Annotated in this window: 10 protein-coding genes; 6 read left to right on the forward strand and 4 right to left on the reverse strand. The window is 66.7% G+C overall.

What is annotated here, in order from left to right; translation table 11 throughout:
* Positions 1 to 43 precede the first annotated feature (43 nt).
* Positions 44 to 2,845, forward strand: coding sequence for a TonB-dependent receptor (locus SB4_RS01340; RefSeq protein WP_058751095.1), 2,802 nt, complete (start codon positions 44 to 46; stop codon positions 2,843 to 2,845).
* 180 nt (positions 2,846 to 3,025) lie between these two features.
* The gene (locus SB4_RS01345) at positions 3,026 to 3,781 is read left to right on the forward strand and encodes a DeoR/GlpR family DNA-binding transcription regulator (protein WP_058751096.1); all 756 of its coding nucleotides are present in this window, start codon (positions 3,026 to 3,028) and stop codon (positions 3,779 to 3,781) included.
* Here the strand turns inward: SB4_RS01345 and SB4_RS01350 are convergent.
* Positions 3,739 to 5,028 carry an MFS transporter gene (locus SB4_RS01350; RefSeq protein WP_058751097.1) on the reverse strand — a complete coding sequence of 430 codons (1,290 nt, stop codon included), beginning with the start codon at positions 5,026 to 5,028 and terminating at the stop codon, positions 3,739 to 3,741. The genes SB4_RS01345 and SB4_RS01350 overlap by 43 nt on opposite strands.
* Positions 5,029 to 5,144: 116 nt before the next feature.
* On the opposite strand from SB4_RS01350, the gene SB4_RS01355 reads away from it, so the two are divergent.
* Positions 5,145 to 6,080 (forward strand): glutaminase, encoded by a 936-nt coding sequence (locus SB4_RS01355; RefSeq protein ID WP_058751103.1) that lies wholly within the window; start codon positions 5,145 to 5,147, stop codon positions 6,078 to 6,080.
* On the opposite strand, the gene SB4_RS19365 is transcribed toward SB4_RS01355, so the two are convergent.
* The 3 genes from SB4_RS19365 to SB4_RS01370 are packed head-to-tail and all read right to left on the reverse strand — an operon-like array spanning position 5,986 to position 8,265.
* Complete coding sequence (locus SB4_RS19365; RefSeq protein WP_058717628.1) at positions 5,986 to 6,360, reverse strand: hypothetical protein; 375 nt, start codon at positions 6,358 to 6,360, stop codon at positions 5,986 to 5,988. The genes SB4_RS01355 and SB4_RS19365 overlap by 95 nt on opposite strands.
* Positions 6,353 to 7,924 carry a PepSY-associated TM helix domain-containing protein gene (locus SB4_RS01365; RefSeq protein ID WP_058751099.1) on the reverse strand — a complete coding sequence of 524 codons (1,572 nt, stop codon included), beginning with the start codon at positions 7,922 to 7,924 and terminating at the stop codon, positions 6,353 to 6,355. Before SB4_RS01365 ends, SB4_RS19365 begins: the two co-directional genes overlap by 8 nt.
* Positions 7,921 to 8,265: a hypothetical protein gene (locus SB4_RS01370; RefSeq protein ID WP_153002874.1), complete on the reverse strand. Its 345-nt coding sequence runs from the start codon at positions 8,263 to 8,265 to the stop codon at positions 7,921 to 7,923. The genes SB4_RS01365 and SB4_RS01370 overlap by 4 nt, the downstream gene beginning before the upstream one ends.
* Positions 8,266 to 8,324: 59 nt before the next feature.
* Here SB4_RS01370 and SB4_RS01375 point away from each other — a divergent pair, with 59 nt between their 5' ends.
* From SB4_RS01375 to SB4_RS01385, 3 genes are all read left to right on the forward strand, one after another.
* Positions 8,325 to 10,613 (forward strand): TonB-dependent siderophore receptor, encoded by a 2,289-nt coding sequence (locus SB4_RS01375; RefSeq protein ID WP_082669885.1) that lies wholly within the window; start codon positions 8,325 to 8,327, stop codon positions 10,611 to 10,613.
* An 85-nt stretch (positions 10,614 to 10,698) separates the two neighbouring features.
* Positions 10,699 to 11,511 carry a ferredoxin--NADP reductase gene (locus SB4_RS01380; protein WP_058751101.1) on the forward strand — a complete coding sequence of 271 codons (813 nt, stop codon included), beginning with the start codon at positions 10,699 to 10,701 and terminating at the stop codon, positions 11,509 to 11,511.
* 301 nt (positions 11,512 to 11,812) lie between these two features.
* Positions 11,813 to 14,102, forward strand: a 2,290-nt coding sequence (locus SB4_RS01385) for a TonB-dependent receptor (protein WP_193753710.1), incomplete at its 3' end; no start/stop codon positions are given.

The following is a 14,102-nucleotide window of genomic DNA, read 5'->3' on the forward strand; positions in this document are numbered from 1 at the left end:
CGCCCGGGGGCGTCGCCATCATTATTGATCCAGGGGGAATCTCATGACCGCTTCGTCCAAGCGGGCGCATGTCGTGCGTCTGTTGTGCGGCTCTGCCGCCACGCTTCTGATCGCGGGTCCGGCACTGGCCGCCGATCCGATCCCGGTCGCCGTGTCCGAGCCTGTCGCCGCTTCCAACGATCCGCAGGCCGGTGAGGATGTCATCGTCAAGGGCCATCGCCAGGCGCTGGTGGACGCGCAGGACGAACAGCTGCGCAGCCAGTCGCTGGCGACCGTCGTTTCGGGCGAGGAATTGCGCATCCAGCCGCAACAGAATCTGGCCGACCTGCTGACCCGCCTGCCGGGTATCAGTTCCTCGGTCGACCAGTCGCGTAACGCAGCGGCGACGGGCGAGGCGCAATATGTCTCGATCCGGGGCCTCGACACCTCGTACAACGCCTATTCGTTCGACGGCGTGCGACTGGCACAGACCGATGCGCGCACCCGCGCCATCTCGATGAACCTGCTGTCGCCCTTCTCGCTGCAGACGGTGCGCGTCGACAAGGCGCCGACCGCCAAATATGACGGCGACGCGATCGCGGGCATTATCGACATGGTGCCGATCACCGCGTTCGATCTGCCCAACCATCGCAGCCAGATCCGTTTCCAGGGCCAGGTTGCGGGGCGTGCGGCGGCACGGGGAGAAGATCCCTGGGGCGGCACCGCGCAGTTTGAAACGGCGCAGCGTTTCGGCAATTTCGGTGTCTATGCCTCGGCTTATTACGGTCTGAAGCATGTGCTGGGCGAATCGACCGCCGTGCAGCACGACTGGGAAAAGTATAACGCCAACATCCCCGGCATGATCCGCGACAATCTGGACAATGTGTTCGCGCGCGGGGCCCAATGGCAGGCGTTCCGCAACCGCATCCAGCGTCTGGGCGGCACGCTGAACCTCGACTGGAAGGGCGAGACGACCGATCTCTACTGGCACTCGACCTATGGCCAGTACAACCTCAAGAGCTGGATGGACCAGACCGCGCTGCGCCAGACGAGCCTGGCCCCGTACCAGATCAATCCGAACCCGAATAAGGGCTCGTATGACGCGGCGGGCTATCGCGCCGATTACGGCCTGACCGCGACCGACTATTTCCGCACCGAGCACAGCAACCAGGCGCTGGTGACGACCAAGATCGGCGGCCAGACCCGTTCGGGCGATTTCACCTTCGACTATCACGGCGCCTATTCGCGCGGGTCGCAGGACTATCCGCTGCGCATCCAGTCGGGCTTCGCGGGCGCGCCCTATATCGGCACCGCCGACAATACCGGCGTCGCCAATTATCGCATGGTCACCTCGATCGGCCAGCGCACCTTCCCGCAGGTCGTGCTGACCGACGCGGCACGCGCCTATCTGACCGACCTGACCAAGCTGAAGCAGTGGTACGTCACCCAGCAGTTCGAGAACACTTGGGAAAGCCGCCTGGAGGGGCAGTTCGACACCACGTGGCACCATGCCGACCAGGGTCTGGTCTCCGTATCGGCGGGCGCGAAGGTCGAGGATGCCAAGCGCTATGCCAATGCGCTGGGCGATGACGGCGCACTGCAATATACCTTCCCCAATGCCGATGGCAGCGCCTCGCCGCGCTACGCCGCGACCGGTCCCAGCCTGATGACGCTGCCCGGCCGGATGCTCGGCGGGTTCATGAACGGTGCGGCGCAGGTGCCGATCTTCCTGATCGACACCAACTATATCGAGAACCAGGTCGCGCAGCTCTCGACCCCGAAGATTGCCGGGCTCGATCCGGTCAAGCTGAAGGAAAACCGCCTCGACGGGCGCGAGAACCGGCTGTCGGGCTATGTCATGGCGACGATGCAGTTCGGCGACCTGCAAGTCGTGCCGGGCGTGCGATACGAATATAACCGGTTCAAGGGTACCTATTGGCAGGATCAGGGCAACGACACCGGCGCCTTTGCGACCTCCAGCCGCCATTATGACATGTGGTTGCCCAGCGTCATCGCCAATTACCGGCCCAATGACGACATGGTGATCCGCGCCTCGATCCGCAAAAGCTATTCGCGTCCCGCCTTCGACCTGCTGCTCGGGCCGACGCAGGTGTCGCGCAACGACCTGGGCGAGGTGACCGGGGTGTTCATCCCCAACCCCAATCTGAACGCCCAGACCTCGTGGAATTACGACGCCTCGGTCGAGTATAAGGGGCAGGGGACCGATTTCTTCTCGGTCAGTCCCTTCTACAAGAACCTGAACCATGTCCTGTTCGCGACCGGCACGACCAATGCGGGCGGCGACTATAATATTTGGGGCAATCCCCAGTCGGAACAGCAGGGCGGCGTCGAGGTGTCGAGCCTGACCACCGATGCCACCGGCAAGATTTACGGCGTCGAATTGTTCGGCCGCTATTCGCTGAAGGGGCTGCCGGGGCTGCTCAACGGTCTGGGGCTCCAGGCCAATGTGACGCTGCAAAAGGCCAAGGCCAATGTCTTCGTCAACGGCCAGAACCGCCAGCAGCGGATGACGCAGGCGCCCGAGGTGATGTACAATGCCGCGCTGTTCTACACCCGTGGCGGCCTGTCGGCGGAGTGGAACTACAATTATACCGGCGACCGCCTGTACGATCTGCGCTCCAGCCGCCCGGATACCTATATCCAGCCGACGACGATCTCGAACCTGATCGTCAACTACACGCTGCCCTCGGGGCTGACGGTCGGTGCCTCGGTGCAGAACCTGTTCAACGAACACAGCTATTGGGCGACGACCAGCGAGCGCAAGGCGTACCTCTCGAACGACCGCAAGGGCGGTTATGTCGAGACGGGGCGCATCTACATGCTCAACCTGTCCTACGCCTTCTGATTTCATCCCCTCCCCGATCCGGTGCCACCCCCCAAGTGGCACCGGAGCGCACCTCCGCCGACGGCGCATACCCTGTGCCGTCGGCGATTTTGTGTGCGGTTCCTGACCGGATGCACGCCGCGATTGACCGGCGCGCGGGCGTCACTAGCATGAGACCCAGTAACAGGAGCGTCCCCAGACATGATGAAACGCCAGCGCCGCCAGCATGAGATCGTGGCGATTCTGGGAGAGGGCGGCTTTCACGGCATCGGCGAACTGGCCGCCGCCCTGGACGTGTCCGAGGAGACGGTGCGGCGCGAGCTGCGCGTGCTGGAGGCGTCCGGCGTGGTCGTGCGTGCGCATGGCGCGGTCCGCATCGCCAAGATCGAGACCGAGGGTTCCTTCGCCACCCGCCTGCAACGCCATGCCGAGGCCAAGCAGCGCATCGCCGCCGCCGTCGCGCAGGTGGTGGCCGAGGGGCAGACCATCTATCTCGATGCCAGCACCACCGGCCATTATGTCGCGCGTGCGCTGCGCGACCATCACGGGCTGACCGTCGTCACCAATGCGGTGGGGGTCGCCGCCGAACTGGGCGGGCGCAACGACAATCGCGTCATGCTGGCGGGCGGCGAGATGGATTATGAATATCGCGCCGCGTTCGACGCCACCGCGCGCGAATATCTGGGCATGTTCACGCCTGCGCTGGCGATCCTGTCGGTCGAGTCGGTCAATCTCGACCATGGCTTTGCCGATTATCATGCGGGCGAGGCGGCGGTGTGCCGGATGATGATCGCCCGCTCGCGCCGCACGCTGATCGCCGCCGACCAGAGCAAGTTCGACCGCCCCGGCACGATCCAGGTGGCGGGCCTGGGCGATGTCGCGATGCTGGTGACCGACGCGCCGCTGTCGCCCGCCTATGCCGAGGCGCTGGCCGGGGTGGAGGTCGTCGTCGCCTGAGCGCGCGGGATCAATAGCGCGATGCCCGCGCCTGCCAGCCCGAAACCGGCATGGATCGCCCAAAATTGCGGTTGCGCCATGCGGGGATAGAGCGCACCCAACTCGCCGACCACCAGATGCGCGACAAAGCCGTGGAGATAGAAGAGTCCGGTCATCATCCCCCGGCGCGAGGGCGGCGTGGCAGCCGCGACGATGGCCAGTGCCGAGGGCCAGGACAGGACGACGCCCAGCGACAACAGCAACACCGCACAGAGCGGCCCGCCCAGCCCGATCCGCGTCCCGCCCGACAGCCCGGCGAGCAGCCCATAGGCCAGCGCCATCACGATCCCGCCAGCGGCCAGCTTGTGCTGTGCGCTCAGCTCGCGCGCGAGACGGGGCCATAGGCGATAGGCGAGCAGCGCCAGCGCGATGGTGAACAGGCCATCGGTCGCCGCCAGCCAACTGGGCGGAATCACAAAACCGCCGATGGTCAGGTCGACCCGCTCCTCCGCCCAGACCAGGACCATGTTGTTCAACTGCTCATAGGCGCAGAAACACAGGGTCACCGCCGCGATGGCCAGAAGCGCGCGGGGCCAGTCGCTTGCGTCCCGACCGCCCATGGGCGTCTCGATCCCTCGCACCGGCGGCGCGGTGCGCAAGGTCAGCATCGCCGCGATCATGCCGGCTGCCATAAGGACGAAGGCGGCGGCGAAGCCATATTCCAGCGCCAGCCACCCGCCGATCAACGGCCCCAGCATCGCCCCGCCATTCAGGAACGCCAGATAGGCGGCGAAGACCCGCTCGCCCTTTGCACCGCCCCTGAGCGCACCGACTTCGGCGGCCAGATTGCCCTTGAGCAGCCCGATGCCGCCGATCAGCAATGCCAGCCCGGGCAGCGCCAGGCTGCGGCTCGCGAGCGCGAGCAGGCCCAGCAGCATCAGCACGGTGCCGCCATACATGGCGGGCCGTCGCCGTCCGCTGCGATCCGCGATCCATCCGCCCAGCGGCAGGACCAGATAAGTCAGCGCGCCGTAGAGCCCGTAAAGCTGCGAGGCGAAGGCGATGTCGCCATGCGCCCCGGTCAGCCCCTCAATCATGTGGCGCAGCGCGGACAGCCCGATCACCCCGTTCCCCCGCGCCAGCAGGTCGTTGACCAGAAACAGGGTCAGCAGCGACTTGGCACCCTGGATGGCACAACGCTCCCACCCCTCGACGCTGGCGAGTGTCCAGAATCCGGGAGCGGGCGGGGCGGTGTCCCTATCGCGCATGAGGCTGATGTCGGTCCGTGGCGGGGCTTGGGGAGGAAGCGCTGGTCCCCTAGCGGCGGTTTGTGACGGGTTCGCGGCGGCTCGACAAAGCGGACGCCGCGCGGCACCAAGGCGCGATGGACCTGTCCGCGATCGTCGCCGATATCGCCGCCGAGATGGCCGAGGCCCCCGACCGAGGCAAACCGGCCGATTACATCCCGGCGCTGGCGGGCATCGACCCGCATCGTTTCGGCATTGCCATCGTCGAGGCAGACGGCCAGTGCCATCTGGCGGGGGATGCCGAGGAGAGCTTCTCGATCCAGAGCATCTCCAAGGTCTTCGCGCTGACCCTGGCGCTCGGCGCGGTCGGCGACCAGCTATGGCGGCGGGTGGGGCGCGAGCCGTCGGGGACCGCGTTCAACTCGATCGTCCAGCTGAAAACCGAAAGCGGCATCCCGCGCAATCCGTTCATCAATGCGGGCGCGATCGTGGTCGCCGATATGCTGCTGGGCGGGTACGAACCGCGCGAGGCGATCGGCGAGATGCTGCGCTTCGTCCGCGCGCTGGCGGGGGAGGACGACATCGTCATCGACGCCGCCGTCGCGCAAGCCGAGATGGAAACGGGCCACCGCAACCAGGCGCTGGCCCATTACATGCGCTCGTTCGGCAATCTCCATCACCCCGTCGACCGGGTACTGGGCGTCTATTTCCACTTTTGCGCGCTCGCCATGAGCTGTCGGCAGCTGGCGCTGGCCGGGCGATACCTGATGGCGCGGGGCGTCAATCCGGGGACGGGGCGCTCGGTCGTGTCACCACAGCGGGCGCGCCGCATCAACGCGCTGATGATGAGCTGTGGCCATTATGATGGGTCAGGCGAGTTCGCCTTTCGGGTCGGCCTGCCGGGCAAGTCGGGGGTGGGCGGCGGCATCCTGGCGATCGTGCCCGGCCGCGCGTCGATTGCCGTCTGGTCGCCCGGCCTCAACGCGCGCGGGAATTCGCAGCTTGGTACGCTGGCGCTCGAACGGCTGGTGCAGCGGACCGGCTGGTCCGTGTTCGACCCACAAGCCGGTTGAGCGCCCGCAACGGCGCGAAGGCCGCGCCCGCCCGGACCGACAGCAGCAGGTTGAGTGCGACGCCCGCGATCGAGGCGGCCCCGAGCATCCGCACGATCCGCTCGCCGGTGATGGCCGTTCCGCTGGACGACAGGGCCAGTAGCAGCATCGCGCCGCCGAGCAGCTTCAGGCCCAGGCGCAGCTTGGCGTCGTGCAGCGTGCCCGCGTCCTTGGCATGGCGATAGGAACCGGCGGCGAGCAGCCAGAAGCCGACAAGGCACAGGGCGATCGTATCAAGCATGGGCAGGCTCCAGGGATCGGCGGGTTCTTTTGGGGGCGGCAGGGGCGGGACGCGCGCTGATCCGCGCGGCGACGGCAAAGCCGATCCCGATGGCAAGGCAGGCAAGGTCGAAGGCGACGAACAGATGGTCGCCGTCCAGCAGCGCGGGCACCAGCCAGCGCGAGGTGGTCAGCGCATCGACGACCGGAATCGCGGCCCAGGCGGTGGCGGCCAGCGCGAACAGGATGGTCCAGGCACGGCGCGCGGGCAGCGCGAGCTGCGCCAGGGCGAGCAGGCCCCAGCTCCAGAACATCGCCGAGACTTCCATATCGGCGCGCCCCTCCAGCGTGGCGGGGATCAGCCGGTTGGCGAGCAGATAGGTTGCCATGCCGATCGGGAAGGCAGCGATGACCGCGATGTTCAGCCGCTCGGCCAGCCGCAATCCGAAGAAGGGCGCGGCGTTCGGCTTGCGGCGCTTGGCGGTCCATAGCAGCAGGCCGGTGCCGACCATCGCCGCGCCGGTCAGGCCCATGACGAAATAGGCCCAGCGCAGGGCGGGACCGGCAAAGGTGGCGAGGTGCAGGCCCAGCATCACGCCCGCCGTCTCGATCGCCGAGGCCGGCGCGCCGCTCTGGCTGACGAAGCGGCCGGTCGCCCCTTCATAGGTGACTGTGGGTGTCCGTGCGTTGATCGTGCCGCGCTTGCCCTGCGCGATGGCGATGCGTGCGGCGGCGTCGCCCGGATTCTGGACGATGACGCGGGTGGCGGCACCGCCCAGCCTGCGCTCGGCATCCGCGACCAGCGGTGCGATCGCGACCAGCGGGCGGCGCACGCCGCTGGCGGACACGTCGTCGGGCATGTCATAGGCGGCTTGTGCGAACTTCGCGGGCTGGGCGTAGTTCATCAGCGCGGGCCAGGGCATGTACATGGTCACCAGCGTGATGAGGCCGGTATAGGTGATCATCGCATGATAAGGCAGGCCGAGCACCGCCGAGACATTGTGCGCGTCCAGCCAGCTGCGCTGCCCCTTGTTCCAGCGTAGCGTGAAGAAGTCGGCGAAGATGCGCTTATGGGTGATGACGCCCGAGATGATGGCGCCCAGCATCGCCATGGCGCACAGCCCCGCCAGCCAGCGGCCCCAGGGGTGCGGCAACTGCAGCTGGAAATGGAAGCGATAGAAATGCTCGCCGCCTTTGGTCTCGCGCGCGGTCAGAGGCGCGCCGCTGACCGGATCGAGGTCCAGCTCGTCGCGACGCCGCTGCTGCGGATCGGGCTTGGCGGGGATGCGGAAGACGCGGGTCGCGACGGTCCGCTCGTCGGGCAGATAGATATACCATTGCAGGTCGTCCGCCCCGATCCGCGACAGATAGCGCACCGCAGAGCTGGCCGCCTGGGCGGGGCTGGCGGCGCTGGGGCGGATTTCGGGCTGCATCCACTGGGTGATCTCGGGCCGGAAATAGGCCGAGGTGCCGGTCAGGAACATGGTGAACAAGATCCACCCGGCGATCAGCCCCAGCCAGCCATGCGCCCAGGCCATGGTCTGCCGCCAGCCGCGCTGCGCCGTCGTCGCGGACGCCTCGCTCACGGACGCACGCCCCACAGCTTCAGGATCGCCGCCATGACCAGCGCGCCGCCCCAGACGACCGCGCTCACCCGGCCCAGCCGTCCTTCGTGCAACGACCAGAGTCCGATGCCAGCATAGACCAGGAAGGACAGGACCATCGGCCAGCCCGTCGCCTCGACCCGCGTCGTGGCATCGGACACCGGCAGGGCGCGAGCGGTCAGCATCGCGCTGGCGACCGCGAATCCATAGCCGCCGACCACCGCCGTGACCCAGCGCCACGCCATGGCGAATCCGGCCCGCCAGCGGCGTTCGGCTTGTTCGTCAATGGCTTGGCCCGATGGCACCCGTTTGCCCCTTGTCATGTTGATGGCATCCCTCTAGCAGCATTTGAGAGTCACTATCAATAGCAGGGGTAAAAATTATGCGCGGTTTTCGCGGAGGGTTGCTCGCGGCCTGTGCCATGGGGGCGATGCTGGTCGGGGCGCTGCCTGCCCAGGCGCGGAATCTGCCCCATGATGTCCCGGTGACGGCCGACGAGGACCAGCAGCGGCTGCGCAACGAGGAGATCGTGGTCGAGGGCGAACGCGAGAAGAAGACCGCCGCCTCGGGCACCAAGACCGACATTCCGCTGATCGCCACGCCCCAGACGATCGCGGTCATCGACCAAGAGGAACTGACCCGCCGCAATGCGCAGTCGATCAACCAGGCGCTCGGCTATGTCGCGGGTGTCGCGCCCAACCAGCGCGGCAATGTCGCCACCCGGTACGACCAGTTGTTCCTGCGCGGCTTCACGCCGGGGATGTTCATGGACGGGATGCGGCTGATGGGCGGCGTCTATGCGAGCCCGCAGGTCGACTTCCATCTGGTCGAGTCGGTCGATGTGGTGAAGGGGCCGGCAGGCGTCACCTATGGCTCGGGCACGCCCGGCGGGCTCATCAACCTGACCAGCAAGCTGCCTTATGCGGGCGCGGGCGGGCGGATCGAGCTGGCGGCGGGCAATTATGCGCTGCTCCGGTCCAGCATCGATGTGAACCAGCCGCTCGATGAGAATGACCGCTGGCTGTTCCGCATGATTGCAGGCGCGGAGGAGTCGGACGGCTTCATCCGGAACACCGCCAATCGCCGCTATTATGCGCGCCCCATGCTGACCTTCGCGCCCGACAAGGCGACCAGCGTGACCCTGATCCTCAACTATCAGCGCGATCCCGAATCGGGATCGTATAGCGGTGTGCCGGTTTACGGCTCGGCGCTGCCCAATCCGTTCGGCGTGCTGCCGGTCGATTTCAACACGTCGGAGCCAGCCTATGAAGCGTTCGACCGGACGCAAAAATCGGCGACGATCCTGTTCCGCCACGACCTGAACGACCGGCTGAGCTGGACCACCAACGCGCGTTACCTCGCCATCGGGCTGCATTACCGACAGATTTATGGCTCGGGCTATGTCACGCGCGGCACGGGGGCGAATGCCAATAGCGATCTCTCGACCCTGCAACGCGGCGGCGGCGGGTCGGACGAGGCGTTCCAGACCTTCACGATCGACAATCATCTGGTCGCCAAGCTCGACACCGGCCCGGTCAAGCACACCATATTGGGCGGCGTCGACTGGCAGCATAATCGCGGCGAGAATTACCAGGCTTTCTACACGGGTACGAACGCGAACCCGGTGTTCAACATCCCCAATCTCGACCTGTTCGCGCCGGTCTATGGCGTGCCGCTGCCGAGTTTCCCGATCAACCAGACGCACAATTACACCAAGCGCGATCAGGTCGGCGTCTATCTGCAGGACCAGATCGCGATCGGCGGGCTGCAACTGATCGCCAGCGGGCGCTGGGACACGTACAACCAGACAACGCAGAATCGGGTGACCAACCGGGCGACGCGGCTGAACCAGACGGCATTCACCACCCGGCTGGGCGCATTGTACGAGACGAAGATCGGCCTTTCGCCCTTCGTCAGCTATTCCGAGAGCTTCGAGCCGCAGGCGGGCAGCACCTGGGACGGTAGCAACTTCATCCCGGTCACGGGCCGCCAGTACGAGGCGGGGCTGAAATACCAACCGCGCGGCACGACCGCCTTATTCACCCTGTCCGCCTTCGACCTGCGCCGCCGCAACGTGCCGGTCGCCGATCCGCGTGCGGGCACCGGCAATATCCCCAGCAATTCGCAGGTGCAGATCGGGGAAGTCTCGATCCGCGGGATCGAGCTGGACGGGCGCGGTACGGTGGCCCCCGGTTTCGACGTGGTCGTCGCCGCCACCTATAACGACCCTTATGTCCGGCAGGGCACACCCGTCGTCGGCACCGGCGACCAGATGAGCGGCGTCACCGGCACGCGGCCCTTGGGCGTGCCGCAATGGAGTGCGTCGAGCTTCCTGTCCTATGATCTGGGCAAGGCGGGTGTCGGCAGCGCGCTGGGCGGCCTGAGCCTGGGCGCGGGCGTGCGCTATGTCGGCGAATCGGATGGCACCGCGACCACCGTCGCCGCGGGGCGCACGGTGGTCCGCCGTTTCCAGTCGCCCGATTATTGGCTGGCCGATCTGATGCTGGGCTATGATCTCGGCCGGGTCAGCCCGGCGATGGAGGGGCTGAGCCTGAACGCGAACGTCGCCAACCTGTTCGACAAGCGCCACATCACCAGCTGTTTCTTCAACAATGGCTGCTATTACGGGGCATCGCGGACCTTTGTAGGCAGCCTGCGCTATTCTTGGTAAGGGCGCATCCGATTCATTCGTACATGACGTATTCGCCCCCCTCGCCGGATGATTGGCGGGCGGGGGCGCAAAGGAGTTTTGAGGTTTGTCGACCGATACTGCCCTGCCCGAACTGACCCCGACCACGGCGCTGAGCGTCGAGACGGTTCAGAGCGTCCATCACTGGAACGAGCATCTCTTCTCCTTCTCGGTGTCGCGCCCCGACAGCTTCCGTTTCCGGTCGGGCGAGTTCGTGATGATCGGGCTTCAGGGCGACAACGGCAAGCCGCTGCTCCGTGCCTATTCGGTGGCCAGCCCCTCCTATGACGAGAAGCTCGATTTCCTGTCGATCAAGGTCGAGGACGGCCCGCTGACCAGCAAGCTGCAAAAGGTGCAGCCGGGCGACAACATCTATCTGGGCCGCAAGCCGACCGGCACCTTGGTCGCCGACGCGCTGCTGCCCGGCAAGCGGCTGTTCATGCTGTCGACCGGCACCGGGCTGGCGCCGTTCCTGTCGGTGGCGCGAGACCCGGACATTTACGACATGTTCGACGAGGTCATCATCGTCCACTCGGTCCGCCGGGTCAGCGACCTCGCCTTCCATGACGAGCTGGCGGGCAAGCTGGCCGACGATCCCCTGGTCGGCGACGTCGCGCAGGAGAAGTTCCACTATATCCCGACCGTCACGCGCGAGCCGTTCCACACGACTGGCCGTATCGACGCGCTGATCGACGATGGCCGGTTGTTCGCCGGGCTCCCCAGCGCGCATGGCTTCAACCCGGAAACCGACCGGATCATGATGTGCGGCAGCATGGAGATGATCAAGTCGCTGGGCGCCAAGTTCGAGGAAATGGGCTTCCCCGAAGGCTCGAATGCGCAGCCGGGCGCCTATGTGATCGAAAAGGCGTTTGCCGGGTAAATCCTGTCGCATCTGTTCCTCGGCGAAGGCCGGGGCCCAGTTGCCAAGTTGGTGAGATGGTGCGGAACATGGCGGGGGAGGCAAAAGCGAGTCGATTGCCAATGCCTCCCCCGCGTCGTTTGGCACGCCATGGACTGCGCCGAAGCTGGGCCCCGGCCTTCGCCGGGGAACGAGCCATGGCGCATCTCGCAGGTCACCGGACCACGACTCGCATGGCTCCCGCGACATTTGTCGCCGTCGACGGCACATTTGTGCGACATTTGCGTCCTAACGCCCAAACCCACGGATAGAGGGAAAAGGGATGGACATGCGGCGTTGGGCGGGTTTGATGCTGGCGAGTGCGATGCCGGCGATCGCGCAGGCGCAGGTGGCGACCCCGCCGGCCACGCCGTCCCAGGCTCCGACACCCGCCGCGACCACGACGGACGGCACCCCCGCCGCTGCGGCCGCCCAGACCCCGCCCGCTCCCCAGCGCGCCCAGGCCGAGCCGCAGCCCGAGGCGGATGAGGAAGGCGCGGACGAAGGCGATGTCGTCGTCACCGCGCGCCGCGAACCCGGCAAGGTCCCCGGCGACATTCCCCCCGAACAACAGCTGAGCCCCGCCGATATCCGCGCCTACGGCGTGTCGAGCGTCTCCGACCTGCTGACCGAACTCGCGCCGCAGACGACCAGCGGGCGGGGGGGATCGCCGGTGATCCTGCTCAACGGTCGCCGGATCGCGGGCTTCCAGGAAATTCGCGACCTGCCGACCGAGGCGATCCTGCGCGTCGACATCCTGCCCGAGGAAGTCTCGCTCAAATATGGCTATCGCGCCGACCAGAAGGTGGTGAACTTCGTCCTGCGCCCGCGCTTCCGCTCGCTGGCGGCCGAGGCGATCGGCAAGGTGCCGACCCAAGGCGGCTCGGCGATGGGGCAGGGCAAGCTCGACTGGTTGCAGATCCGTCGCGACAAGCGGTTGAGCATCCACACCGATTATTCCGAAACCTCGCGCCTGACCGAGGCGGAGCGCGGCATCATCGCGCCCGCCTCGAATGCGTCGCTGGGCGGCAATATCGTGACCGCCGATCCCGGCCTCGCCGCGCTGACCGGCACCAGCCCAAGCGTGGTCGGTGTGCCCGGCGGCCTGACCGCCGCGCCGTCCCTTGCACAGCTGGCGGGCAACCCGGCGACCAGCACCGACGTGACGCCCTATCGCACCCTGCAATCGGCGCAGCGGCAATGGGATGCGAACGTCGTCTATGCGCGCAACATTTTCGACAAGGTGTCCGCCTCGTTCAATGCCGAGGTGCAGACGACGCAGAGCAACAGTTGGAACGGTCTGCCCACGGCCAATCTGCAATTGCCGGTCGGCAATCCCTATTCGCCCTTCGCCACCGGTGCGACGGTTTCGCGCCTGACCAACGCCTATGGCCCGCTGGTCCAGGACAATACCGGGCTCACCGCGCATCTGGGCACGGTGTTCAACGGCGATATCGGAAAGTGGCGCTGGTCGCTGACCGGTTCGTACGACCGCGCCGAAAGCCGGGTGGCGACCGACACCGGGCTGAACACCGCCGATCTGCAGGCGCGCCTGAACGCGAACGATCCGACCGCCAATCCCTATGGTCCGCTCGACGGTCTGGGTCTGGCGGCACGCAATTTCGCGCGGTCGACCTCTTCCTCGGGCGAGGTCGATGCGCTGCTCAATGGCCGCGTCTTCGCGCTGCCCGCGGGTGACGTGCAGGCCAGCGTCAAGCTGGGTGGCGAGACCAGCGATTTCTCCAGCAGCTCGACGCGCTTCGGTGTCGTCCAGACCGGCGACGTGTCGCGCGATATCGTCAACGGCCAGGTCAATCTGGACTTCCCCATCGCCAACCGCGACCGCCAGGTGCTGGGCGCGATCGGCGACCTGTCGCTGAACGTCAATGCCGGGGCCGATCACTTGTCGGATTTCGGCACGCTGACCACGGTCGGTTACGGCGCGAACTGGTCGCCGCTGGAGGGCGTGCGGTTCCTGGCGTCCTGGACCGATCAGGAGGATGCGCCGACCGCGCAGCAGCTGGGCAATCCGACGATCACCACGCCCAATGTCCGCCTGTTCGACTATGTGCGTGGCACCACCGCCACGATCACGGCGGTGACCGGCGGCAACCCCGCGCTGGTCGCGGACAATCGCCACGTCATGAAGCTGGGCCTGAACGTCAAGCCGTGGCGCCAGCGCGATATCAACCTGACCGCCAATTACTACCGCATCAACACCGACGATCCGATCGCGTCCTTCCCGACGCCGACCGCCGCGATCGAGGAGGCCTTCCCCGACCGCTTCACCCGCGACGCAGGCGGCAATCTGCTGCGGGTCGATTCCCGCCCGATCAATTTCGCCCGGACCGAGCGGTCGCAGCTGCGCTGGGGCCTGAACTTCTCCAAGCCGATCAAGTCGAAGATCCAGAAGGAGATCGAGGCGTTTCGGGCCGGAACCGGACCCAATCCCTTTGCTGGCCTGAATTTCCCGGGTCGGCGGGGCGGGCCGGGCGGCGAGGGTGGTCCGCGTGGCGAAGGTTCGGGAGACGGGCGTCCCGGTGCCGGTGGGCCGGGGGGACCCGGCCCACCGG

It is taken from the genome of Sphingomonas sanguinis (assembly GCF_001476905.1).
Taxonomy (GTDB): Bacteria; Pseudomonadota; Alphaproteobacteria; order Sphingomonadales; family Sphingomonadaceae; genus Sphingomonas; species Sphingomonas sanguinis_B.

Coding starts and splice junctions, on each gene's coding strand:
- SB4_RS01375 (WP_082669885.1), top strand. CDS start 8,325: ATGCGCGGTTTTCGCGGAGGGTTGCTCGCGGCCTGTGCCATGGGGGCG.
- SB4_RS01350 (WP_058751097.1), bottom strand. CDS start 5,028: ATGCGCGATAGGGACACCGCCCCGCCCGCTCCCGGATTCTGGACACTC.
- SB4_RS01370 (WP_153002874.1), bottom strand. CDS start 8,265: ATGACAAGGGGCAAACGGGTGCCATCGGGCCAAGCCATTGACGAACAA.
- SB4_RS01345 (WP_058751096.1), top strand. CDS start 3,026: ATGATGAAACGCCAGCGCCGCCAGCATGAGATCGTGGCGATTCTGGGA.
- SB4_RS19365 (WP_058717628.1), bottom strand. CDS start 6,360: ATGCTTGATACGATCGCCCTGTGCCTTGTCGGCTTCTGGCTGCTCGCC.
- SB4_RS01340 (WP_058751095.1), top strand. CDS start 44: ATGACCGCTTCGTCCAAGCGGGCGCATGTCGTGCGTCTGTTGTGCGGC.
- SB4_RS01355 (WP_058751103.1), top strand. CDS start 5,145: ATGGACCTGTCCGCGATCGTCGCCGATATCGCCGCCGAGATGGCCGAG.